20 protein-coding genes are annotated in these 21,854 nt (G+C 52.1%); 18 read left to right on the top strand and 2 right to left on the bottom strand.

Annotated elements, in window-relative coordinates:
- The first annotated feature begins 109 nt into the window (after positions 1–109).
- The 7 genes from NI000_RS16875 (at position 110) to NI000_RS16845 (ending at position 7,115) form a co-directional block, all read left to right on the top strand.
- Positions 110–901, top strand: a complete 792-nt coding sequence (locus NI000_RS16875; protein WP_253412473.1) for a polysaccharide deacetylase family protein — start codon at positions 110–112, stop codon at positions 899–901.
- Between the two features lie 49 nt (positions 902–950).
- Positions 951–1,601 (top strand): GDSL-type esterase/lipase family protein, encoded by a 651-nt coding sequence (locus NI000_RS16870; RefSeq protein WP_253412471.1) that lies wholly within the window; start codon positions 951–953, stop codon positions 1,599–1,601.
- A 27-nt stretch (positions 1,602–1,628) separates the two neighbouring features.
- Positions 1,629–3,035: an MBOAT family O-acyltransferase gene (locus NI000_RS16865; protein WP_253412469.1), complete on the top strand. Its 1,407-nt coding sequence runs from the start codon at positions 1,629–1,631 to the stop codon at positions 3,033–3,035.
- Between the two features lie 16 nt (positions 3,036–3,051).
- Positions 3,052–4,200 carry a DHHW family protein gene (locus NI000_RS16860; protein WP_253412467.1) on the top strand — a complete coding sequence of 383 codons (1,149 nt, stop codon included), beginning with the start codon at positions 3,052–3,054 and terminating at the stop codon, positions 4,198–4,200.
- A 20-nt stretch (positions 4,201–4,220) separates the two neighbouring features.
- Entirely contained in the window at positions 4,221–4,733 is a 513-nt protein-coding gene (locus NI000_RS16855; RefSeq protein WP_309247907.1) for a DUF4358 domain-containing protein, read from the top strand.
- A 167-nt stretch (positions 4,734–4,900) separates the two neighbouring features.
- On the top strand, positions 4,901–6,088 hold the full coding sequence (locus NI000_RS16850; RefSeq protein ID WP_253412465.1) for a 2OG-Fe(II) oxygenase: 1,188 nt from the start codon (positions 4,901–4,903) through the stop codon (positions 6,086–6,088).
- A 394-nt stretch (positions 6,089–6,482) separates the two neighbouring features.
- The gene (locus tag NI000_RS16845) at positions 6,483–7,115 is read left to right on the top strand and encodes a GNAT family N-acetyltransferase (protein WP_253412463.1); all 633 of its coding nucleotides are present in this window, start codon (positions 6,483–6,485) and stop codon (positions 7,113–7,115) included.
- A gap of 197 nt (positions 7,116–7,312) precedes the next feature.
- Here NI000_RS16845 and NI000_RS16840 read toward each other — a convergent pair whose 3' ends face one another.
- Positions 7,313–7,816, bottom strand: a complete 504-nt coding sequence (locus NI000_RS16840; RefSeq protein WP_253412461.1) for a fascin domain-containing protein — start codon at positions 7,814–7,816, stop codon at positions 7,313–7,315.
- Positions 7,817–8,106: 290 nt separating this feature from the next.
- Positions 8,107–8,589, bottom strand: a complete 483-nt coding sequence (locus tag NI000_RS16835; protein WP_253412459.1) for a nitroreductase — start codon at positions 8,587–8,589, stop codon at positions 8,107–8,109.
- A gap of 237 nt (positions 8,590–8,826) precedes the next feature.
- On the opposite strand from NI000_RS16835, the gene NI000_RS16830 reads away from it, so the two are divergent.
- From NI000_RS16830 to NI000_RS16780, 11 genes are all read left to right on the top strand, one after another.
- Positions 8,827–9,441, top strand: a complete 615-nt coding sequence (locus tag NI000_RS16830) for a superoxide dismutase (protein WP_253412458.1) — start codon at positions 8,827–8,829, stop codon at positions 9,439–9,441.
- Positions 9,442–9,535: 94 nt separating this feature from the next.
- Positions 9,536–9,859: an AraC family transcriptional regulator gene (locus tag NI000_RS16825; RefSeq protein ID WP_253412456.1), complete on the top strand. Its 324-nt coding sequence runs from the start codon at positions 9,536–9,538 to the stop codon at positions 9,857–9,859.
- 12 nt (positions 9,860–9,871) lie between these two features.
- Positions 9,872–9,997 carry a helix-turn-helix domain-containing protein gene (locus NI000_RS16820; RefSeq protein ID WP_301292550.1) on the top strand — a complete coding sequence of 42 codons (126 nt, stop codon included), beginning with the start codon at positions 9,872–9,874 and terminating at the stop codon, positions 9,995–9,997.
- Between the two features lie 240 nt (positions 9,998–10,237).
- Positions 10,238–10,870 carry a hypothetical protein gene (locus NI000_RS16815; RefSeq protein ID WP_253412454.1) on the top strand — a complete coding sequence of 211 codons (633 nt, stop codon included), beginning with the start codon at positions 10,238–10,240 and terminating at the stop codon, positions 10,868–10,870.
- Positions 10,871–10,873: 3 nt separating this feature from the next.
- A complete protein-coding gene (locus NI000_RS16810; protein ID WP_253412453.1) occupies positions 10,874–12,355 on the top strand; it encodes a hypothetical protein in 1,482 nt (493 codons plus the stop codon).
- Between the two features lie 9 nt (positions 12,356–12,364).
- Positions 12,365–13,531: a pentapeptide repeat-containing protein gene (locus NI000_RS16805; RefSeq protein WP_253412451.1), complete on the top strand. Its 1,167-nt coding sequence runs from the start codon at positions 12,365–12,367 to the stop codon at positions 13,529–13,531.
- A 29-nt stretch (positions 13,532–13,560) separates the two neighbouring features.
- The gene (locus NI000_RS16800; RefSeq protein ID WP_253412449.1) at positions 13,561–14,052 is read left to right on the top strand and encodes an imm11 family protein; all 492 of its coding nucleotides are present in this window, start codon (positions 13,561–13,563) and stop codon (positions 14,050–14,052) included.
- Positions 14,053–14,329: 277 nt separating this feature from the next.
- A complete protein-coding gene (locus NI000_RS16795; RefSeq protein ID WP_253412447.1) occupies positions 14,330–14,731 on the top strand; it encodes a DUF4280 domain-containing protein in 402 nt (133 codons plus the stop codon).
- 75 nt (positions 14,732–14,806) lie between these two features.
- Positions 14,807–20,377 (top strand): DUF6531 domain-containing protein, encoded by a 5,571-nt coding sequence (locus NI000_RS16790; protein WP_253412445.1) that lies wholly within the window; start codon positions 14,807–14,809, stop codon positions 20,375–20,377.
- A gap of 64 nt (positions 20,378–20,441) precedes the next feature.
- Positions 20,442–21,296 (top strand): hypothetical protein, encoded by an 855-nt coding sequence (locus NI000_RS16785; protein WP_253412443.1) that lies wholly within the window; start codon positions 20,442–20,444, stop codon positions 21,294–21,296.
- A gap of 18 nt (positions 21,297–21,314) precedes the next feature.
- On the top strand, positions 21,315–21,824 hold the full coding sequence (locus NI000_RS16780; protein WP_253412441.1) for a DUF6630 family protein: 510 nt from the start codon (positions 21,315–21,317) through the stop codon (positions 21,822–21,824).
- Positions 21,825–21,854: the final 30 nt, after the last annotated feature.

Here is a 21,854-nt window from a genome sequence, read left to right as displayed (position 1 = left end):
TCTGCACTTTTTTTGTGTGCTTGCAGCGCTTGCTATTCTTTAACTCATCTGAATGCGATCTGCACTTCATCTTCATCTCTCTCTATTAATCTATCGATAGAGAGAGGAGATGGATGGAGTGGGAAGCAGGAAAAGAGCAAAAAGATGGGGCTTCATACTGGCTGCCGCAGGGCTACTATTTTTCGGACTGTCGGAGTTGCCGGTCCTTCCTGAAAAGGAGGTCCCGAAATCCGATGGAGTGCCTGTGGCTGCGAAAGCGTCAGCAGCGGCTGCCGATGACCGGCAGAAAGGGAAAGTCGTCTACTTAACGTTTGACGACGGCCCGAGCGAGTGGACGGGGGAATTTCTGGACGTCCTGAAGCAGAATAACATCAAGGCGACCTTCTTTATGCAGGGGAGCAATTTAAAACGCGCCAATTTGCAAGATCAAGTGAGACGTGCCGTACGGGAAGGGCATTACGTCGGCGGCCACAGCATGACGCATCAATATAAGAAGCTGTACGAAGAGAAGCAATTCGTGCCGGAAATGAAGCAAACGTTGTCGCTTATCCACCAGATCACGGGCGAGAACCCGCATTTGGTGCGCCCGCCGTACGGTTCGGCGCCGGGATTAAACGATAAGCGCCTCCGCGATCAAATTGTGCAAGCAGGAATCAAGGTGTGGGACTGGACCATTGATTCGAACGATTGGAACCTCAAAAACCGCCCGAGCGAGATCGTCGACAACATTAAGAAGCAGACGAAGGCGGATCTGGAAGTCGTGCTCATGCACGAAAAGCCGCAAACGCTGAAAGTGCTGCAGGAAGTTATCGATTTTTATAAGCAAAAGGGCTACAAATTCGCCGTCTATGACGAAACGAAGCATTTTCACCTGAATTTCATGAAGGATCATCGCTTGTAAATCAATAAGGAAAGTGGGAATCGAGATGGGAAATAAAATAGGAAACAAAATGACAGCAATCGTGTTGGCAGGAGCTATCGCATTAACGTTGGCGGCCTGCGGAAATCAAGAACGGGAGCAGGGCCTGGCCGCTGCGACCCGAGAGAAGGAAGCGGCTGCTGCGACCGCCGAAGCTTCTTCGTATAAATCAATGTTTAGCTCAAGCGTCTTTCTTGGGGATTCGATTACGGAAGGGCTGTCGTTCCACGGAGTGCTGGATAACGTGATGGGCAAAGCAGGGGCGACCGCGATGTTCGCTTTGGAGGATGTGGACGACTTGGCCGGCCGAAACCCGAAGCATGTTTTCATCCAACTAGGGTCGGACGATCTCTTATGGCCTACGGACAATCCCAAGCAATTTTCGCTGACGAACTATGCGAAGCTGGTCGGGAAAATCAAGGAAAAGCTGCCGAAAGCCAAAATCACGATATTATCAGTCACTCCGGTGACGGCGGAAGCTGAGAAAAGCGAGCCCCGTTATAAAAACATTGCGGATTATAATCAAGGCCTCCGCGAGCTTGCTGCGAAGGAAAAGGTGGAGTACACCGATGTATCCCCGATTTTTAAGGCTCATCCGGACCTGCACGATACGGACGGCATCCATATGAAGGCCGAATATTATACACAGCTGCTGAAGCTTTTGCAGGATCAAGTGAAATAGAAGCTTCCGGCAAGGAGTGAACGGGCATTGGTATTCAGCAGTCTGATCTTTCTGTTCTTGTTTCTGCCATTGACGATTTTGGTTTATTATGTGTCGCCTGCCGGACTTCGCAATGCTGTGCTGCTCTTCGTCAGTCTGGTGTTTTATGCCTGGGGAGAGCCCGTATATATCGTCATCATGGTCTTTTCAACGCTGTTCGACTATGCGAACGGGCTGCTGATCGACAAGTACAGAAGCCGCAAAGGCGTCGCCCGGACGATATTCATCGGCTCCATCGCCGTCAATCTGGGGATTCTCGGCTTCTTCAAATATTACGGCTTCCTCGTGGACAATCTCAATCAGCTGTTCGGCTTGTCAATTCAGGCGGCGGCGCTCCCGCTTCCGGTCGGCATCTCGTTCTATACGTTTCAGACCATGTCTTATGTGGTGGACGTGTACCGGGACAAAATCCCGGTGCAGCGCAATCTGCTGTCGTTCGGCGCCTATATTACGATGTTCCCGCAGCTTGTTGCGGGTCCGATCGTCAAGTACGGCGATATTGCGCATCAGCTCGCGGGCCGGAGCGTGAGGCTGACCCGATTCGGCGAAGGAGCGGAGCTGTTCGTCCGAGGACTTGCCAAAAAGGTGCTTCTGGCCAACAACATCGGGCTGCTGTGGGCAAGTGTGAAAGCGACGCCCGCAGACGAGCTCACCGTGGCTTCCGCCTGGCTCGGCATCATCGCTTTTACGTTTCAAATTTATTTCGATTTCAGCGGCTATTCGGATATGGCGCGCGGCCTCGGCAAAATGTTCGGGTTTGATTTTATGGAAAACTTCAGCTACCCGTATATTTCCAGAAGTGTCACGGAGTTTTGGCGCAGGTGGCACATTTCGTTAGGCTCCTGGTTTCGGGAGTACGTGTATATTCCGCTTGGCGGCAATCGGATGGGCATCCTGAAGCAATTCCGTAATTTGCTGGCCGTATGGTTTTTAACCGGATTATGGCACGGAGCGAGCTGGAATTTCGTCGTCTGGGGCTTGTATTTCGGGTTCTTCGTCACGGCCGAAAAGCTGTTCTTGTTAAGATGGCTGCAAAATAAACCCGGCTTTGTCGGGCATGCGTATACACTGGTGATCGTCATGGTCGGCTGGGTGTTTTTCGAGTTCGAGAAGCTATCGTCGGCTACTGCGTATATCGGGACAATGTTCGGCTTCGGGTCGCATGGCTTCGCGGATAACCGTACATGGTACGAGCTGTCGGCGAATCTCCTCCTGTTGATCGTATTGGCTATATGCTCGACTCCGTTTCCGAGTAAAGCTCTCGCCTGGCTTACTGAAAGGTTCCAAAAGACAGGCGTTATCGCCGTTCCTGCGATGTATTTCGTCATGCTGTTTCTGTCAACGGCATATTTGGTCAATGCCACCTACAACCCATTCCTCTACTTTAGATTTTGAAGGGGTGAACTTATTTATGCACAAATACGGTAAACGATCGCAATCGATTATCGCTATGCTGCTCTTGTTATTTCTTGGAGGCGTGCTGATTGTAAATTTGTTCAAGCCGAGCAAATCGTTCTCCGAAGCGGAAAATCGAAGCTTGGAGCAGCTTCCGCAGCTTACGTTGCACAGCCTCTTTTCGGGGAAATTTACTTCCGGCTTTGAGAAATATATCTCCGATCAATTTATGGCCAGAGATTTCTGGATCGGCGTGAAATCCGATACGGACCGGGCGATGGGGAAGAAGGAGAGCAACGGAATTTATCTCGGGAAGGACGGCTATCTCATTCAAAAATTTACCCTGCCTGCGGACGGGGATTTGGAAATGAAAGTAAATGCGGTCCATTCCCTGGCTAAGGCCGCGCCTGGACTGCGCACGTTCGTCATGCTCGTACCTACCGCCGCCAGCGTGCTTGCGGATAAGCTTCCGGACTACGCCCCGGCCGGCGAGGAGCTGGCGTATCTCGATCAAGTGAGGCAGTCGCTCAGCCGGGATATCCGCTTCGTCGACGTGTATCCCGCGCTTCGTGCGCAGCGGGAACGGTCCGTTTACTATAAAACCGATCACCATTGGACGACAAGAGGTGCATTCTACGCTTATCAGGAGCTTAGCAAGCGGATGGGGCTGACCCCGAAGAAGGAAGAGGATTTTACGATCCGCCAAGTAACGGACGAGTTCTACGGTTCGCTGTATTCGAAAAGCGGCTTCCGACATGTCGAGCCCGACCGCATCGAGCTTTATATGCCGAAGGCGGGCGGGAGCTGTACCGTAGCCTACGTCGAAGAGGGGCGAACCGCGGATTCCATGTATGCGATGGACAATCTCGGCAAGAAGGATAAGTACACTGTGTTTTTTGACGGCAATCATTCGTTAATCCAAATCACGACGGGCCTTCGCGACGGAACGAAATTGCTGGTGGTCAAGGACTCGTATGCCAACAGCCTCATTCCTTTTCTAACGGCGCATTTCAGCGAAATATATGTCGTCGATCCGAGATATTACGAGAAGGACTTGAAGGCGCTCATTCAAGAGCGTCAAATCCGTGACGTGCTGCTGCTGTATAACGCCAATACGTTTTTTGAAGATCCGTCGTTGAACCGACTGGCTGAGCCGACGGAATGAGCTGATGAGGAGGAGTGATAATGATGCTAAGTTTGTTTGCAGTTGCGAATAGGAAATGTTTGATCCTGCTCTTGGCGATTACGGTCGTTTTCGCCGCCGTTATGACAGGATGCTCCGGCAAACAGGAGGGTGCCCGCAACGATGTGACGGCCGGCGAGCTGGGACAACGCCTGATGCAAGCAGTGAAGCTGGATGAGCTGAAGCAGCGGGACAAGGAGGCGCTCCAGCGGCTGTATCGTCTTGGCGACGACGAAGTCGAGGACTTCGTCCTGTACACGGCCGCATCGAATGTGAAAGCGGACGAAGTGGCTGTCATTCAAGCGAAGGATGCGGCCCAAGCGGAACGTGTCAAGCAAAACGTATCGAAAAGGATCGATGCGCAGACGGCGAAATTTAAAGATTACCGCCCGGAGGAGTACGGTTTAATCCAAAAGCATGTCTTAAAGCGAGAAGGCCGCTTTGTTCTATTCGCGGTCTCGAAGGACGCCGACCGTTTGGAGCAAGTTTTCGAGGAGGTTCTTCGTCGGGATTGACCGCGCTGTTGCCCCTATTCTCATGGTGTCCGGAGCTTGTTGCGATATGGCTTTGAATAAGGCTTATGTGCCTTCTCATTCGTCCACACGGCGTACAGCGTCTTTTAATATGTTAGGAAGGATGATACTTATCCGCATGCATATCAAACCACTGGAGGAGAGAAACGGTGAGGGAACCTTCGGTCGTCTTTCATGAAGAACCGCTTGTGGCAAGCTATGAGCAAGCCGTATCCGGGCCGGAATGCAGACAGCTGATCGAATTGGCCAGACATCAGCTGGAGCCCGCCAAGGTTATCGGGGAAAAGGAAGTCATCGCCTCTGAATTCCGAAAATCGGAATTTGCCTGGTTTCACCATGATTCGCATCCGCTCGTACGGGAAGTGTCCGAACGGCTCGCGGCCCTGGTGGGGCAGCCCCTTCATTACGCGGAAAATCTGCAGATTGCAAGATACGGGGTCGGAGGCAAGTTCGGAGCGCATTTCGATACGTATGATTTAAATACGGTAATGGGTAAAAAGTTTTACGATCAAGGGGGCCAGCGTCTATACACGGCGCTCCTGTATTTAAATACCGTCGATGCCGGCGGAGAAACTTTTTTTCCGGAGTTGAATCTGGACATTACGCCTTCCGAAGGCAAGTTGATCGTATTCGAAAACTGCAAGAGAGGCACCAACGAACGGCATCCGCTCTCTTTACACGGCTCCCGTGAGCTGAGAGAGGGGGAAAAATGGATCGCGACATTATGGTTTCGGGAGCGGGCGCAGTACGTGCCGCGGCAGAAGGTGTCCGATCCGCAAGAGGCTTCTCTGTCCGTTCCAGCTATGCTGCCTCCTGCGAAGGCGGATCGGCAAGTGGAAGTCAGGAAGCTGCAAGAGGTTGTGGCCGACCGGAAACAGGAGCAGCCCCGCCCGGCCGAGTCGTCCAAGCTACAAGCCAAAGTCGTAGCGATGGGAGGCTCCGGGAAGCGGGAAATCCAAATGCGCGGCTTTCAGGTTACAACGGATGTCATAGCCGAAGCCGGGGAACAGTACAGCTTGGGACCCGGTCCGGCGGAGATGATGCTCGGCGCGCTGGGCAGCGGACTCGCCCAGATCGCTTTGTCGCTTGCCGCTGCCAGAGGAATTACGCTGCAATACCTGGACGTGGAAATCACGGGCGAGTTGAGCACGGATGACGCATGGGCTCCCGCGGCCATACGTAACATTTCTTACAAGCTTAACATCCTGTCGCCGCATTCGACCGACGAGATTCTGCGACTGCATAAAGCGGTTGAGAGGTTTTGTCCCAGCTTGCATCTATTGACCGACCCGCAGCCTGTTAGCGGGAGCTTTGCTCATATCAAAACAAACGGTTAGCAGCCCCAAAACTATCATGAATGCTCCTGTTAGTTGAGCTTGTTGAGAAAGTGGTCAATTGAGGCAATAGAGGTGTACGAGGGGGAGTATCTACTTCCGGTCGCTGTTGTCGTCGGGAAATTTGATTGGAGGCCGCTTATTAGCGGATATTTCCCGAAGACAAAGGCGAACGCTTTCGCTCCTCCAGTAGATACCCCACCTCCGTATGTATCTCTTTTTCAATTAAAACCTCTTTCTCAACACTCTGAACTATCATGAACGCTCATGATAGTTTTTTATTTTAAAAATAAACTTGACACCTATGGATAGCGAGGTGAATGATAGATAAAATAGAATATTATTCCAAACCGGAGGGCTGCGAATACCTCCGATCGGAACAATAGGAGTAGAACTTATGGAGCATCCCAAGCTTTATCACTCCAAGACTTTGCAACGGCAAAATAACACGTTTGTAGTGGAAGGGCCTGTTTCGGCGGAACGGCTGCAAAGCTTAGGCATGCACCCGGAGCTGAAAGGGTTCCGCAAGCCCGAGGAGCAGCATGAAGCGCTTATGGGCATCGCGGCGCTGCCCGAGGGCAGGATCGTGGTGGCGCGACATGAAGTCACGATCGTCGGCTATGTCACGTTTCATTATCCGGACGAAAGCGAACCGTGGTCGGCAGGGAAGATGGACGATCTGCTGGAATTCGGCGCTATTGAGGTAGCAGCCTCGTATCGTTCGCTTGGATTGGGCAAGGAGATGCTTCAGCTTGCTTTTGCCGGAGGTCAGATGGAGTACGCCATTGTGTTTGCCACCGAATATTGCGGGTATTGGGACTTGCCGAATAGCAAGCTCGGCGTCTGGGAGTACCGCAAAATGACGGAGCGGTTGATGAAATGCGTCGATATGGTCTGGTACGCAACCGATGACCCGGAGATTTGCTCCCATCCGGCCAATTGCCTGTTGGTCCGCATCGGCAAGCATGTGCCGTTGACGTCCATAGAGCAATTCGACCGCATCCGGTTCCAGCAGCCGTTTATGTATTAACGTTTCACCAGCAAAATATTTCGGAATCGGGGCGCCGGGATGACGAGCTTGACTTATTGTCTGGGTGACGAATTGGAAAAATGGGACTTGGGCGATTCCGAATTTTTCAGCCGAAAAAGGCGCCAATGTGGTCGCGTTCACGACTTCTTGGCGCCTTTCTTTATTTAATCGTCGCCTCTACGGTCTAGGATGCGGCTTTATTGCCAGTTTTTCACTTTGAATGTTTCGAATTTGGACGGTACGGCAACGTTTACGACAACTTTTCCGCCGCCGCCGTTGACGGCGCTGACATATTTGCCGTTGCTTAAAGCTTTGGCCTGAATCGCTTTTTCTTGAGGCGTGTTAACGACATAGGTGATGGCTACTTTTTCAGTCGTGCCGATCGAAGCGGCAGTCGCCACTACGGTGCCGTCGGCCTTGAAGGAAACAAATTTGCCGTTGGTACGGGATTTTAAGGCAAAATATTGCGCGTCCACCGGAATCAGATCGAATTTGGCCGCTTGATCCGCCGAGCTTGCGTTTGCCGTTACGCTGCCGTCTCCATTGACTTTAATCCACGATCCATTGGCCGACTGGAAGCTGACGACAGGCGCTGCAGCGGCTTGATCGGCGGACGGAGCCGCGCTTGCGGCGAGCGAGAAGGAAAACGCCATAACGATAGCGAACAGGAAAAGCGGAACTTTTTTCAATAACATTTTCATATGATATCTCTCCTTTTGCTTCTTTTTTATTCGTTTTATTGACTTCTTCGCGCTTAGTGCCGTGCTCTTGGAGTTAAGGGTAAAAACCCGTCGTCCGCAGACGATCCTTGCGCGGGACAATCCGTGCCACCTCATTCACCTCCTTTTGATGTAAATTATTACAATATATGTTATTAAAACTAATGATTAGAACTATGAAATGAAAAAGATTGCCAACCCTCTGGCGCGAAAGGCCGGAGGCGCGGCAATCTTAATGATATGTGAGCGGGTCACGACCGCGGAGGCGCTCGTCAGATCAGCATGCGAATGCCCGCTACGATGGTACACAAGACACCGTATACCACAGTCCCTTTCAGAAAAGCAATCAAATGAAATCGGTAATTTTTATAATCCTTCATACCTTGTGTTCCCGGAATAACTACAAAATCCGGTGTAATCAAGCAAAAAATAAGCCAGTCTAGAACGATCAGATCCACCAGGCTGACGATGGTAAACACGAGAAACGGATGCAGAAAAGTGTGAATAAAGCTGATTTCATCGTAGTACAGCGTGGAGATAAACGGTGCGATGACGAGCAGGGCAGCAAACGGCGTCCCGATCGCTTTGGACAGTTTCGTTTCTTTGGGCGTTTTCGGGGGGACGGAGAGCCGAATGCTTTGGGGATAATCGTTTAACAGCAGCCGCGGGTTATAAACCAGCATTCCCAGAATAACGAAGCAAAAAAATACGGACAGCAGCATTCCTTCGATGAAAATCTGCGCAAAATTCAGCATAAGCGCCTACCTCCTGTGCCACGTGCATGAAGCCCGTCGTTCTGTAGCCATCGTATTACTTGGGGCAGCAGATTATTCCTGCGGAGTGCAACTTAAGAAAGCCGGGAGAAGAAACGTTTTTCTTGAAAAGTTTCCTTAGGTAAAAATAATTGGTTATATACAAAAATGTTTTTATCGTGTAAACTTGGGGTGTATCCAACCATTGGAAAAAAGAGATTGTCGAAAGGAGATTGTCGAATGGAACAATTTGCTTTGCCGGAGCTGCCTTACGGATATGACGAGCTGGAGCCTTATCTGGATGCCAGGACGATGGAAATTCATCATAGCAAGCATCATGCAACGTATGTAGCGAATTTAAACAAGGCGCTGGAGGGCCATGCGCAGTTTAAGAATGCAACTGTCGAAGAACTGATCGGCAATCTGAACGATGTGCCGGAGGATATTCGGATGGCCGTCCGGAATCACGGGGGCGGGCATTACGGTCATAGCCTGTACTGGTCCATCATGAGTCCGAACGGGGGCGGGGCCCCTTACGGAGATATTGCGAAGGGGATCGAGAAGCATTTTGGCAGCTTCGAACAGATGAAGGACGAGCTGACGAAAGCGGCAATTAGCCGTTTCGGATCGGGCTGGGGATGGCTTGTTGTCGATGGAGACAAACTGGAAGTGACCAGTACGCCGAATCAGGACACTCCTTTTATGGAAAATAAAACCCCGATTTTGGTCGTCGATGTGTGGGAGCATGCCTATTATTTACAGTATCAGAACAAGAGGCCGGACTTCGTGTCTTCCTGGTGGAACGTCGTCAACTGGGAAGAAGTCAACCGCAGATATAACGAAGCGATCCGTTAAATTGCGGTCTTGGCCGGGGCAGTAATGGACAGGGAGGTCGGATAATCGGTTTTACTGCAGACAAACGGCCGGCGCACCGCAGGCTTCGCTCATCGTGGAGCAAATGAGGCAGTGTCCGTATAGCGGAGCGCTTCGCAACCTTTATCTGGAAGGGAAGGCGTTCGAGCTGCTGGCCTTTCATCTGGACGCGGCGACAGAGGGTGCGGCGCAGCATCAGGCGAAATCGAAGCTGAAGGCGGACGATATCCGGTGCCTGCACTTGGCTAAGGACATTTTGTCCCGCACGTGGAGAGAGCCTCCCGGTCTGCTTGAGCTCGCGCGAATGGCCGGTCTCAACGACTACAAGCTTAAGCTCGGCTTCAAAGAGCTGTTCGGCACGACGGTATTCGGCTATGTACGTGCACTGCGGATGAACTAAGCGCGCAGTCTCCTGGAGCAGGGAAAAGTCAATGTCAGCGAAGCGGCATGGATGGTCGGTTACCATAATTTAAGCCATTTTTCCCAGCTGTTCCGCAAAACGTTCGGCTATAACCCGAGCGAGATCCGCAAATCTTAATACGATGCAAAACAAGCAGCTAGCCTCTATTCTATGGAGGACGAGCTGCTTTTTTGTTTTGGCTGCCGCCTGTGGTCTCAAAATTGTGAGTATTAACACACTTATGGAAAAATTACTAAAAATATCTAAAAATCTCAGTCGTTCTGTCCGATATACAATGAAAAGTGTAATCTGGAATGAATTTGCAGAAAATCAAAGATTCCGCGGATCATGGAGACGGAACGGAAGGCAGGCTGAACGATGGAGCATATGGACGAGCAGTGGCTGCAACTGATAGGCAAGCAGGAGCAGGAAGAACGGCAGAAGGCGCTGAAGTCGGCCTTGGCGGCGGAGAACGTCAGCCGGGCGATTCAAGCGGGCGAGCTTGTGCTGGGCGACGAGACGATCACGTTTTCCAGAACGGAAGTGATCCCAGGGCAAGTGTTCATGTTTGTTCCGGATTCCTTCGAGCCTATGCCGGAGGATTATGCCAAGATCAAATATCCGGCTGACCGCCGGCCGAAGCTGATCTATACCGACCCGACACTGGAGATTAACCTGACGGTCAATCCGACGGCCAACCGGATGGTGAACGACGAAATGGACACGTTTGTCAAGGATCTCAGCTTCATGATCCGGCGGATGCAGCCGAATGCCAAATGGATCGGCGAAGGCGTCCGCGAGGTCGGCGGCCGCAAGATGGGCTTTTATGAATTTTCCGTGCCGGTGCTGGACGGGGTTATGTATAACGGCATCTTTTTCATTGAGCTGGATGGAAAAGGCGTCTTTTTTGGCTTGAACTGCATGGAGAAATATACGGAGCAGTGGCGACCGATTGCCCACGGCATCATGGACGCCCTGCAAATCAATCCGAAGCGGGAAGGAGAGGAATAAAGGGTGGCAGAACGGTCTTATGCGACTTATCAGGATCTGGAAGTTACGCCGTTTACGTTCGAATCGATCCAAGAGCTGGCGATCGTCAAGCAAATTAACGAGCATGCCACGCTTCGTTTGACTGGCATCGTTCCGGAAGAGCTGAAAACCAGTTACATGGAGATGAACCATGCCCGGACGAATATCGCCGTTACCCAAAAGACCGAACAGGGCGGGAAAGTCCACCTGTTTCAAGGCATGATTATGAGCATGCAAATTCATCAGGTGCGGGACGTTTACCAGCTGGAGTTGGAAGCCGTGTCGCTATCGTACCAGTTCGATGTGACGCGGAAGGAACGCACGTTTCAGGACGCGGGAATGGCCTATTCGCAGCTGGTGGACAAGGTCGTGCAGGACTATGACGGCGCGGATGTGATGGATGCGGCCTCGAACGGCGCAGCGATTGGCCGAGTCGTTCTGCAGTACCGGGAGACGGACTGGGAATTGCTGAAACGGTTGGCCTCCCATTTTCACACCGGACTGGTGCCTGCCGTTGCCTTCGATACCCCGAGAGTCCATTTCGGCGTTCCGGACCTCGGCTTTAAAGGGGAAGTGAACGCTTATCATTACCGCGTGCACAAGCGGATGGAGTTGTATCAGCAGTCAGTGCAAGGGCTGATTCCAGAATTAAGCGAGAGCGATTGCATCTTTTATGAGGTGAAAACGGATCAAATGTTCGAGATTGGGATGGAAGTGACGTTTGACCGGCAGCGGCTCGTTGTCTACGAGGTCCGGGTGAGCATGCTCAACGGGCTTCTGAAATATAAGTACTTGTTAACCACGCGTCCGGGTCTGAGCGTGCGGAAGCAGTACAACATGGCCATCGTCGGGGCGTCGCTGCAAGGGAAAGTAATTGCCGTGACCAAAGACAAAATCAAAGCGCATTTAAACATCGATCCGGCGCAGGACACAGGCAAAGCGTTCTGGTTCCCTTACTCGACAATCTATGCTTCCGAGGACAATGCCGGATGGTATTGCATGCCCGAAAACGGGGACGATGTGCGCATTTATTTTCCGACGCATAAGGAAGAGGATGCGATTGCAGTCAGCTCCGTGCCGAAGCCGAAGCCCGAGGCGGGAGCCGCAGGCGGCGGTGGGGTGGCAGGAGGAGGCGGAGCGTCGGGGGCTGCAGGCGGTGGCGGAAGCGATCCGATGGAAGACCCGAGCATCAAAACGATCAAGACCAAGAACGGCAAAATGATCGTGCTGGCACCCGACCATATTCTCATCACGGGCGACGGCGTGTCGATCACGCTCAGCGATGCGGACGGCATCTCGATTGTCAGCAGCAAAAACGTAACGGTGAAAGCAACCGAGGAAGTGACGATGACCTCGAAAAAAATAACGATTTCCGCTCAAGAAAAAATCGAGCTAACCTGCAAGGCCAGCTCCGTCGTGCTAGAGGACCGCGTCGATGTGAAAGGCACCCAGGTTCATAACAACTAACACGCGCGCTTGCGCAAGCGGACAAACGCGGGGGAGGAGAAACGATTGCAGCAGGAACCGTTAAAACGATGGCTGTCGCAGGAGGTCGCACCGCAGCAGGAGGCCTTGATCAAGCGCATGGGCGTGGAGGTCCGGGAACAGGCCGAAGCCCGCATTCGGGAGTGGATCGAGCCGTTCCGTAAGCTTTGCCTGCGCATTCATGCGATGCAAGAGGCCGGTAACAAGCGTCCCATTGCCTATATCCACGTCTCTTATTTGCGCTCGTGGCTTGGACAAGGAAAGCTCATGTGCAGTCTGGAAGCGTACGACGATACTTGGTATTTGGACCGGGCGGCTTGCATGGAGCTGCACGAGCTGCCATGGCTGTATGATCATTTGGAAAGGTACCGGAAAAACATAGACGAGGCGCGCAAAAGCTACGGCACCGACATTTTGCCCTTGGAAAGCGACCGCGTATGGATGGAGGACGTGTCTATCGCCGGCCATTATGTCGTCAGCCTCGTCCGGGCGGCCGCTTCGCGTATTGTGGAGCTGCCGGAGGTTCAACGGATCCAGCGGGCCAATACGTTTCGCATTCGCGCGGGCGAGTACCTTGATCTGAGCGAAGACGTCTGGGTGGAAGTACGCGAGGAAAAGGATGCGGCGGCGATCCGCGCCTCGCTGGAGCGGCAGGACGGCACGCTACACCGCTATGAGGACTGGCGCAAGCTCGATTTGAGCGGCGGTTGCTATGAAGGGGCCGATGTGGCTTACAGCCACCTGACAGGCTCGAATTTGACGGGAAGCCGCTTAAACAAAAGCGTCTGCTTAGGGGTTGATTTCTGTGGCAGCCGCATGCGGGACGTCGATCTGAGCCAAAGCGTGCTGTATGACGCCAACTTCAGCCGTTGCGACCTGCAGGGGGCGAATTTTCAGGAAGCCGTCGGCGGCGAGCCGCTTATTCATGAAGGGCAAGTCATGGGCACCTTCGGCGTCAGCTTTGCCGGAGCGAATCTGCAAGGGGCGAATTTGATGTTTGCGGACTTGGAGCATGCGGATTTTCGAGGAGCCGATTTGCGGGGAGCCAAAATCATTCTGCAGGAGGCGGCCAAGTTTGCGCTCAGCGAGGAGCAGAAGCGGCAGGTGCGATGGATGGAGGAAGACGAAACGGGGCGGCTGGTTGAGGTTCGGAACTAGACCGATGCCGGGGAGGATAGAACGGGCATATGTACTATTTTCGTTTGCAGCAGGACAAGCGGTTCATCGACGGCTTGCGGCTGGAGCAGGTCAGCCGGGATATGGAGATTAAGGAGCGGAACATCGTTTTTGTGAAAGAGGACGGAGACAAGCCGGTTTACCTCGACTTCATCGACCATCCGCGCCGGCTCGTATCGGACCGGCTGAAAGCGCTGCTTGAAAAATACGACGACCGGCTGCGGTTTCAGTCGGCTATCGTGACCGGACGCAGCACGCAGCGTCAAGACATTTACTGGTTTATGGAGCCGGGCGAGCTGGATTGTTTGTCCGGGAAGACGCAGGTGGACGCTGGCGGGACTTGCCGACGCTTGGTGCTGGAGGCGCCAAACGTGCGGCGGGAACGCATTTTTCGCGTGGCGGGCTTGCAGGAGGATGTGCTGATCGTCCGGCTGGACATCGCGGAAAGCTTGCTTAGACGGGCGTTTACGGGGCTTCAATTGACCCCGGTGGAGTTGGATTAGGGGAGCGTTGCTAAAGCATAGCCTTGAGCATGTTGAGAAAGAGGCCAGATTGAGGTAATAGAATGTACGAGTGGGTGGGGTATCTACTTCCGGTCGCTCTTGTCTGCAGGAAATTTTTATTGGAAGCCGCTTAGCAGCGGATATTTCCCGCAGACAAAGGCGCACGCTATCGCTCCTCCAGTAGATACCCCACTTCCGTATGTATTTCTATTCTAGTCAAAACCACTTTCCCAACATTCTAAGTTTTACTAAAGCAAAGCCCTGAGGAGGGAAACGAATGCCTAGTGTCAGATCGTTCATAAAGCCCGCGGGGCCTGCCGTTGAAGCACCGGCGGGGCAGGAAGCCAGCTATGTCGTAAGGGGAGCGATGCTGGAGTGCGAATGCGGCAGCAATCCGAATCTGCTCAATCTGCCGACGTGCCATGGCGCATATATTCAAGGGCAGCCGCTTATGATTGTCGGGGACAGCAAGCCCGTCGTCAATATTCCGGCGACCTTCGGCGTATGCGAAGCGCTGGGTGCGCCGTGCGAGCCGCAGGTGAACATGGAGTGGATGAACGGAAAAGCGGACGTGCTCATCGACGGCAAGCCCGTGTTAACCAGCGACTCCTACATCATGTGCATGAAGCATGCCAGCGGTGTCATCTATATTGCTGATGACGGGCAGAAGAAAGAATAGCTTCCGTCGGCAGTAATTGGGTTTAAATGAGTCTTAAGCCATCTTTTACTTGCAACAGATTTGAGGGGGATGGACGTGTCAAACAACGAATCGGATCGCCTGTCGGGCTTGACTATACAGGATTTTATGCTGAAATGGCCGTACGGAAAGCTGCGGCTTGAAGAAATAAAAATGACGCGGTTTCCCGGAGCCCATGCCCGCATGCAGCTCAGGGGTATCATGAGCGAGGAAGACAGCCAAGCCTTGGTGCGGCAAGGCAGCCACCGCGACCATATCGGCCTGTATGCGGCTCGGGAAGGACAGCCGGAGGAGCCGCTGTTTCTCGGGCAACTACATGAAATTCAAGTGGGCTGCATCCATGGTGTATACAACGTCCAAGTGGACGTCATCTCGCATACGTACCAGCTGGACGTGCAGCGCAAAAGCCGTTCCTTCCAGCATGCGGGCATGCTTTATACGGATGTGCTGTCCGAAGTTATTAGCGCGTATCCGGGTGGTAATTTTCTGGAAACCGATGCGTTCCAGCGCGGAGCTTCGCTCGGGGATCTGGTGCTCCAATACGAGGAGACCGATTGGGAGTTTATCCAGCGGATCGCTTCCCATGCGGGCGCGGTGGTGACGCCGGACGTCAGCACTCATGCGCCGCGTCTTTGGATCGGCACGCCGTCGGGCAGGCAGCATGTGAAGCTGGAAGAGGGCGCCTACGGCATCCGGCATGACGTGCAGTCGTTTCTGACCGCGGTGGAAACGAAGGTTGAACGCTTTCAGGAGGAAGATTTTACGCGCTTTATCGTCGCAAAGGACCAGTGGCTGGAGCTTGGGGCGGAGGTGGAGAGAAACGGCCGTCTGTTTGTCGTTGCAGGCATTCAGGGAGCGATGGTTCATGGCATTTTGCAATTCGAATACCTATGCACCACCCCCGCAGGGCTGCGGCAAAACAAGCGATATAACGAAAACCTGCCGGGTCTGGCGATGGACGGGAAAATTTTAGCGATAGGCGTCAAGAAGGCGAAAGTCCATCTGGATATCGACAAAAACCAGCCGGAGCATGAAGCGGTCTGGTTCCCGTACTCGTCGCCGACGAGCCATATTTTCCATGCCATGCCGCCGGTCGGATCGCGGATCAAGCTGTATTTTCCGACGCACGATGAAGCGGAAGCGATGCTGATTCAATCGGTGCGGACGCCGTTTTCCCCGCAGGGCGAGGCGGCGGAGAAGGCGAACAAGAAAATGGCCGATACGACCGTGAAGTCGTTTTCCACGGGCGGAGGCAAGGAATTCGAGCTGGGGACGAAAGATATTTCGTTCACGGCGAAGGAAGGCGCGTTGTTCATCACCATCGGCGAAGAAGACGGGATCACCCTGCAGAGCGATAAAGACCTCGTGCTGATGGCGGAGCAGGAACTGTCGTTTAGCGAGCTGAAAACGTTCCGTGCGGAGGCTCAGGAAGAGCTGTGGATCGCAGGCGGCAAAAGCAGCATGATGCTGACCGACATGACCGATGTGACGGGCCAGCAGGTCATGATGACGGGCAGCGAGCGGCAGTCGTTCGAGGCGCTCAGCAACCCGGAAGCGGAGCAGGCCAAGAGCGACAAGGAGAAGGACAGCTTCCTGGAAAAGCTGGGAACGGCGCTGGATGTGCTGAGCATGGTGCCGGGTCTTGGCATTATCGCGGGAGCGGCGAGCGCGGTGGTGAGCATTTGCCGCGGGGACTTCCTCGGCGCGGCCTTGTCTATCGGGTCGATGCTGCCGATTGGGGGCGCGGCGTTCGGTGCAGCGAAGCTGGCGGCAAAAGGCGTTGCCAAGGTCGCAGCCAAGGCGGCGGCGAAGGCAGGCAGCAAGATGGCCGGGAAGATCGGCCGGGCAGCGGCGAAGAAGGCCGTCCAGTTCGGGAAAAATACGCTCAACAAGGTGATGACGGGAGCCCGGAAGCTGAAGCAGAAGGCCGAGGAGCTGCGGGAGCTGCTGCAGAAGAAGCTGCAGGAGATGCAGCAGAAGCTGGCGGAGAAGGGGAAGGCGCTGCTTCAGAAAGCGCTGGAGAAATCCGGGGCGAAGAAGGCGCTTACCAAGTTCAACCATAAAGTGTTGAAGAAATTCGAGTGCACCAAAGGCCTTGGCGACCGTTTCTGTAAATGGGGCTTTGAGCCGGTCGATCTGATCACGGGACGGATGATGAGCGAAGCGACCGACTTCGAATTTCCGGGCCCGCTACCGATCCAATGGGATCGGCGCTGGATCAGTGACAGCGGTCATCGGGGCTTGCTCGGTCATGGCGTGCATCACAGCCTGGATATGCGGCTGGAGGTGCTGGATGACTGCATTGGCGTACTGCTCGCAGACGGACGGGCGGTTTCGTTTGAGCGTTTATACCGTGGACTTATGGAAACGCGAAACCCGAAAGAACGAATGGTTTTGCGCCGGGAAGGGACGGGGTACGTGCTTTTCGAGGAAGACAGCCGTCTGACGTACCATTTCGGAAAGCAGACAGGGATGGAAACGAGATTCCGCCTAGAACGGATCGGGCAGGAATGGGGACATTCCATCGTTCTTACGTACGATGACCGCAGTCACTTGCGGCAGGTGACGGACAGTGTGGGCCGGAGGCTGGATATCCAGACGGACGAAGCTGGACGGATCACGAAAGTGACTCACGTTTATCGCGGGGAGCAGCGCGAGGTGTTGGTGCAGTACGGCTATAACGAGGTTGGGGACCTTATTGCGGTAACGGATGCGTTGGGACAGACGACCCGATTGTCCTACGAAGGTCACTTGATGCTCAAGAAAACGGACCGCAACGGGTACAGCTTCCACTGGCGTTATGACGGCCCGACCACCGGGGCTCGCTGCGTTCATACGTACGGGGACGACGGGCTGCTGGAAGGGCGAATCGCGTACTACGACGGTTGGAACGAAGTGAGCAACAGTCAGGGGCATATGAAGACGTACGAATATAACCCGGAGTATTACTGCACTCGGATTGTCGATCCGCTGGGCGGCGTTGTGCAGTATGAATATAACGAGCTGGGCGAGCTGCTGAGCGAAACGGACGAGGAAGGCCGGGTCACGCGGTATGCGTACGACGAGTTCGGGCGGGGCGTCGAGGAAGTGCATCCGGATGGAGGCGTATGGAAGTATACGTACCGTGAAGACGGAAGATTGGAGCAGGTGATCGACCCGGAAGGCGGTATCCGGGCATGGCAATATGACGAGCAGGGCCGGGTGAAGGGAATTGTCGGACCCGATCAGACGGTGACGGCGCGTTTTGCTTACGATGAACGGCATCGGATCAGTGAAGTGCACGATCCGAAAGGCGCGGTAACGCGGCTCGCTTACGACGATCAGGATAACCTGATCGAGGTCACACTGCCTGACGGGACGAGCGGGAAATGGGCATACAACCACCGAGGAGAATGCCTGCAAGAGACGAATCCGCTTGGAGCGAAGCAAGTGCTGGTCTACGATGCGCTGGGCCGAGTCGTGCGCTCCGAGCTGCCGGATGGTAATGTAATTAAGCTGAAGTATAACGCCTACGACGAAGTGATCCTCGCAGAAGATAACCAGCACCGCGTCGCATTCGGGTTTACCCCGCTTGGAAAGCTGACTTGGCGTGAAGAAAAGGGCAAACGTATCAAGCTGACCTACAACAAGGAAGAAGAACTGACCGAAGTCATCAATGAGAGCGGCGAGCGGTATATGCTGGAACGCGATGCGAACGGAAGCATCGTTCGCGAGACGGGCTTTGACGGAATTGTACGGCAATACATGCGAAGTCCCGCAGGTCTGCTTCAGAAGGTAGAGCGGCCGGGCGGACGATGGACGGCCTATAGCCACGACGTCATGGGACGCGTAACGCAAGTGGAATACAGCGACGGTCTGGTGGAGACGTTTAGGTACAACCGGATGGGGGAATTACTGGAGACAGCCAATCCTTTTGCGACGGTGAAGCTGGATTATGACCGGGCCGGTCGCGTCATTAAGGAATGGCGTGATTCGTACTGGGTAGCAAGCCAATACGATGAAATGGGCAACCGGACGGAAGTAAGCAGCAGCCTTGGCGCACAAGTGACGATGGAGCGCGACATACTGGGGCAAGTTAGCCAGATGCAGGCGCAGCAGCAGCGCGGAGGCGACGCAGCCCAGAACGCTAGCACGCCATGGATGGCGCAGATGAAGTACGATGCGCTTGGGCAGGAAATCGAGAGACTGTTGCCCGGCGGGGTAATCAGCCGTTGGCAGTACGACGCCGCAGGACGGCCTGAACGGCATAGCGTGAAAGCGGGCGGACGGGAAACGCGCAAACGAAAGTATACGTGGGACGTCAATAACCGTCTAAAGTCCGTGCTCAACGAGCTGACAGGCAAGAAAACGCAGTACGGATACGACGATTTCGGAACCTTGATCGGAGCTACGAACGACTTCGGCAAAATCTTCCGCATGGCCGACAATGTAGGAAATTTGTACAGCGACGGACACAAGACAGACCGGACGTACGGAGCCGGCGGGCGGCTGCTGGAGTTTAACGGAACGAAGTACAGCTACGATGAAGAAGGAAATCTCGCTGAAAAGATAGACCCGGACGGCACGCATTGGCGCTATGAGTACTATGGCAACAATATGATGAGCAAGGTTGTGCGGCCGGACGGACAGGAAGTTACGTTTACGTATGATAGCCTCGGCCGCAGGATTGAGAAGCATTTTAACGGTGTGGTACACTGTTATGTGTGGGATGGAAACATTATCCTGCATGAATGGAAATCGGAGAAGGCACAAGCCGAGAGTGGGGCAGAATGGAATGAGGAGTGGTCAAAGTCTCCGAAGCGGCTGGGACAAGCGCTGAATCCTGACAGCTTGATTACATGGATTTTCGAAGACGGAACGTTTCATCCCGCAGCGAAGATTACGCCCGAGGGCTCTTTTAGTATTGTAACGGATCATCTGGGTACACCTGTTGAAATGTACGACGATGCAGGGGAAAAAGTTTGGTCGTGCGAGATGGACATCTACGGGAATGTTCGGCGGCAAGATCTTTTAGGTGAGCGCAGCGTGTGTCCGTTCCGGTATCCGGGGCAGTATGAAGATGAGGAAACAGGGCTGTACTATAACCGTTTCCGTTACTACTCGCCGTATGAAGGAATCTATACGCAGCAGGACCCGATTGGGCTCAATGGTGGTCTCGTATTGTACGGGTATGTACATGATCCGACTGCTTGGGTTGATGTTTTTGGACTTGTATCCTCAAATACTCTAAAAGGAGATGCTGCTGAGCTAGCATATGAAAATGTTCTAAAAAAATATGGATATAATATTTTTATGACTATAAAAAATAATTCTAATCATGGAACTGATATTATTGCACAGCACCCTCTTACAAAAAAAGTTTTAATATTTGAAATAAAAGCAAATTCATCAAGGCTCTCTTTAAAACAAAAAGGACAGGATTATATCAAAGAAATATTTAAAGAAATTCTACTTGATGGTAAGTTAAGAGGACAAACTGTTGATGTTAAAATGAAAAATACAGTGAAAGATATAAATAAAGCAATTAAAAATTATGGTATGTCAAGTTATGAAGTGCGTTATAAAGTAGACAGTGCTTTAAATGCTACTTATGATACTATAAAAAAATGGTGTCAAGCGAGGCCATAGTCTGTTCTAAGAGATTAACTACCAAGTAAGGTGACAGTTGGACAAAGGAGAGATTAAGAAATATATGGATTATTCAAAGTATATGAAATATTTTAATAGAAATATTAAAGAGTACACGCAAAAAGTGATTACAGAAGAAGAAGTACAAGAGATATTAGATGAGGTAAAAAAAGATATTGACGAAATGATTCAAAATAAAGAAAAGAACGAGCTAGCTTTAGGTCTTGAATATCAAATGGGTGTTCAACTGGAACGAAATGCAAAAAATAAAATATTAAATGGGGACTCGACAGCTTGGATTTTGATAGAGAAACAGATTTTTTGGCTCGCTCAAATCATTAAAAGTGTTCCGAACAGTGGGAGCGTAATGCATTGGCAATTAGGAGGTCTTATAGGGTTATCTTTGCACTGGAATCATTATGATATTGCTGAACTCGTTACCGAGTATGCAGCTAAAATGTTCTCTAAAGATCCGGACTATTATTCGGAAAACAAAACACATCACGTGTTTATGGCTTGTTTATCTCACAAGTGGAAGACAGGAGAAATGCCCGAGTTATTTAAAATATTACCGCAGGATAACGTATACGTAAGGTTAATGAACAATTGGCGTAGCTCAGAGAATTTGAAGGAGCTTTTATACGAGGTATGTGATTTTCATATTTATAGCGCAAGTGATACTCCTCAAAAGTCTAAAGAAATATTATCTTTTGTTTATATTCCTTATGACTATTACTGCATTAAACTGGTCAGAGACAAGGAAGGGCTAGATACACCGAATATAGAGCACCCGTTGCTACAAAATCCATTGGGGCAGATTCCAAAAGATCGACCCGGGTATGATCCGGAATCGGACGAGATTCTTCAATATGTGTTGAAGAACGAGAAAGTGCCAGACTGGCAACGTATCATACGCTAATTGAGAGGAACGAAAAGAATGAATAACTCGGCATTACTGGAGCTTAGCCGAAAGTTATCTTTTGATGTAGAAGGAATAGTTCTTGAAGATGTTGCCTTAGCGATCGAGCAGCCACTAGTTTATTTCGAGAAATACAAGGATCGTCTTGACGAAAGATGCATAAACGAGCCGATAGAGGAGTTAGCTTGGATTGCGCTAGTAGATGTCCTACTGGAGCATCAATTAGCATTTGAGATCGACTGGAAAGAGACAGGACTGTATGTTTGTGACGTAATAGATGAGTTATTGGATAGAAAAAAACTAGCACCAATAGATTGGAAAGAGTTCGAAAGCGATCATTACAGCGAAATGCCGACAGATGAATTTTTGAATCATATCGCTAAGAAAATGAAAGAAGCTGGCGTATCCTTGGCTTACATGGACATTGATAGTGATAGTTATGTATTGATAACGGTCCCTGCTGCAGATCTTGATGAGATTAAACGGTTATCGGAAGAAGCCGGAGTAGTAATTAGCGATTATTTTTAAAAGCAAGTATAATTTTTATTCCAGTAAAAA

The sequence above is a fragment of the Paenibacillus tyrphae genome (assembly GCF_024158745.1).
Taxonomy (GTDB): Bacteria; Bacillota; Bacilli; order Paenibacillales; family NBRC-103111; genus Paenibacillus_G; species Paenibacillus_G tyrfis_A.
The sequence above is the reverse complement of the archived record's forward strand: the minus strand, read 5'-3'. Positions and strand labels throughout refer to the sequence as shown.